4 protein-coding genes are annotated in these 2,383 nt (G+C 43.3%); 2 read left to right on the forward strand and 2 right to left on the reverse strand.

Features of this window, described 5'->3' with window-relative positions:
• Positions 1 to 751: Era-like GTP-binding protein (locus F6K20_RS34440; protein WP_287297794.1), on the reverse strand; the 751-nt coding region annotated here is incomplete at its 3' end.
• Between the two features lie 199 nt (positions 752 to 950).
• On the reverse strand, positions 951 to 1,085 hold the full coding sequence (locus F6K20_RS34445; RefSeq protein ID WP_287249029.1) for a hypothetical protein: 135 nt from the start codon (positions 1,083 to 1,085) through the stop codon (positions 951 to 953).
• A gap of 114 nt (positions 1,086 to 1,199) precedes the next feature.
• On the opposite strand from F6K20_RS34445, the gene F6K20_RS34450 reads away from it, so the two are divergent.
• Both F6K20_RS34450 and F6K20_RS34455 read left to right on the forward strand, forming a co-directional pair.
• Positions 1,200 to 1,475, forward strand: coding sequence for a hypothetical protein (locus F6K20_RS34450; protein ID WP_008178783.1), 276 nt, complete (start codon positions 1,200 to 1,202; stop codon positions 1,473 to 1,475).
• Positions 1,476 to 1,552: 77 nt separating this feature from the next.
• Positions 1,553 to 2,383: P-loop NTPase fold protein (locus F6K20_RS34455; protein WP_287297796.1), on the forward strand; the 831-nt coding region annotated here is incomplete at its 3' end.

A 2,383-nucleotide genomic window follows, 5' to 3' on the forward strand; every position in this document is an offset into this window, starting at 1 on the left:
TAAGCAACTGCTTGACCCGTTCATCCCGAATTTTTCTGTAAATTGCCATGCGATCAGCATCGGGATATTGGTCAATCTTGTTCAACACCAGTAACATCGGTTTCCCACTAGCTCTTAACTGAGATAGAGCTTGGTACTCTACCTTAGTCATATCACCAGCAATAATAAACAGCAGTAAATCTGCCTGTTTAGCCACCTCTAGAGCTAAGGCTTCCCGAGTTTCCCCATCTACTTCATCAATCCCTGGGGTATCGATTAGCTGAATTTGGGAATTACCAATACTGGGTAGGGCAACCTGTAGAATATCCTGTTGGCTATGATTTGGACTAGGGGTTTCTTGACTAGAGGTTTGACTAGGGCTTTGATTATGGCTTTGATTATGGGGCTGCCAATGGGCAGTTTGAGCATTCTGAGTCACCCCATGTAGGGCACCAGTTTCAAATACAGGTTGACCGACTAAGGCATTGAGTACAGAGGATTTCCCTCGTCCCACCATGCCAAAGGCCGCAATTTGGATACAGGTATTTTCCAGCTTCTCAAGCAGATTGCCTAAGTCTTGGATTTGAGCATCTAAACCAGCTTTTTCTCTACGGGATAAGTCAAGATTAGCGACTAGATCCCTGAGGGAGTCTTGTGCCTGTTTGTAGTTCAGTTCTGCCTGGATTTGCTCAAAACCTGAAATTGCGCTATCTAAATCCTGATCAAAATCTAGAGAGTTAACAGAGTCAGACTCAGGCCAGAATTCGGTCAAAACGGCACCTCCTGGTTAGGACACTTCTGCTTTCGATCCTAGAGCATCAGTTCAGGAATCACTTTTGAGAAGAGGGCGAATATAGAAATAGATGCGTAAGCATTCAGCTATCAGCCGTCAGCCGTCAGCTTTTGAATAAAAGAAGTAAGCATTCGAATAATGCTGAGTTAGGTTCCAGCCTCGAAGCCTGTGGCACAAACTATTTGCCTGTGCCACAAAGCACCTCAAGTAGCGTGCGTGGCCTACGGCCAATGGCTGATAGCTGTTCGCGCAGCGTGCGCGTAGCGCTTAAGCTGACGGCTGAATGCTTACATAGATGCTTCACAGCTGACATGGGTTACAGCCATTATTCATCCCTGGTAACTTCCTGATTCCAACCCACAGCTGTCGAAGAGTTAATCATTGCCTTACACCATTGATTCGATGCAAACCATAGGAGAGATATGAGATGATCAGCCAATTCTTAAGTGTTAGTCTAACCTTGCCGATGCTACTGAACTTAGGTCAGAGTCTCACGGATACCCAAATCGTAAATTATGGTAAAGTTAATGATCATACACCAACATGGACTAATTTTGAGGGTAAACTCAATAGTCAAAACCCACCGTCGTTATCCTTGGCCAGCCGGGATGAAGCAAAAGACCAAGAGCAAAAGTGTGAGTGGCTAGACATATGTTCAGAATTGACGGGGGCATCTTTATTGGTTAGCAAAACGCTTTTATAAAAGGTAAGTTAGGTGCTAAAAAAACGTGGGAATTAGCATTGTCCTGCGACTAAATCAGGAAGGAAAATTACGCTATAATGGTACTAGATCTGCCAAGATTCTACAAAGCTTGTAATCCCAGCAAGCCCCTGAGTATGGGAGATGTCAATGATAGAAAATACTATATTGATTTTTCCCCAGTCAGAGGAAATAAAATTATTGAATCCCTCAAGCGAACCATCACCTTAATTTCTCCAGATGAGCCGACTTGTCAGCTATTTACAGGGCATATTGGCTGTGGTAAATCCACAGAATTACTTAGACTAAAAGCTGAATTAGAGCAACAAAAATTTCATGTGGTTTATTTTGAGTCGTCTCAAGATTTAGACATGGCTGATGTTGATCTAAGCGATATTTTGCTGAGTATAGCTGGTCAAGTCAGTGAAAGTCTGGAGAAAATTAAAATTAATATAAAACCAGGCTATTTTGTCAATCTTTTTACAGAAATTACCGATTTTTTGCGCACACCAATTGAATTAGGTGCTGAAGCAGAATTGTCGGTAGGCATTGGCAAAATAACGGCTAAAACTAAGGAAAGTCCTAAACTGCGGCGTCGATTACGGGAATATCTCGAACCTCGCACTAGTGGCATCTTAGACTCGATTAATGAAGAACTACTAAAACCTGCTACCACTACCCTGAAGAAAAAGGGTAAGGCGGGACTAGTGGTGATTGTGGATAATCTGGACCGGGTGGATATTCGCCCTTTACCCTCTGGGCGTACGCAACCAGAATACTTATTCATTGACCGGGGTGAACAGTTACGCCGACTCAATTGCCATATTGTGTACACAATTCCCTTGGCGTTAACTTTCTCCAATGAGTGCGAAACCCTGAAGAATCGCTTAGGTGGTGGACTTACTCCTAAA

Origin of the sequence: Moorena sp. SIO2C4 (assembly GCF_010672485.1) — a bacterium.
Lineage (GTDB): Bacteria > Cyanobacteriota > Cyanobacteriia > Cyanobacteriales > Coleofasciculaceae > Moorena > Moorena producens.

Coding starts and splice junctions, on each gene's coding strand:
- F6K20_RS34450 (WP_008178783.1), top strand. CDS start 1,200: ATGATCAGCCAATTCTTAAGTGTTAGTCTAACCTTGCCGATGCTACTG.
- F6K20_RS34445 (WP_287249029.1), bottom strand. CDS start 1,085: ATGTCAGCTGTGAAGCATCTATGTAAGCATTCAGCCGTCAGCTTAAGC.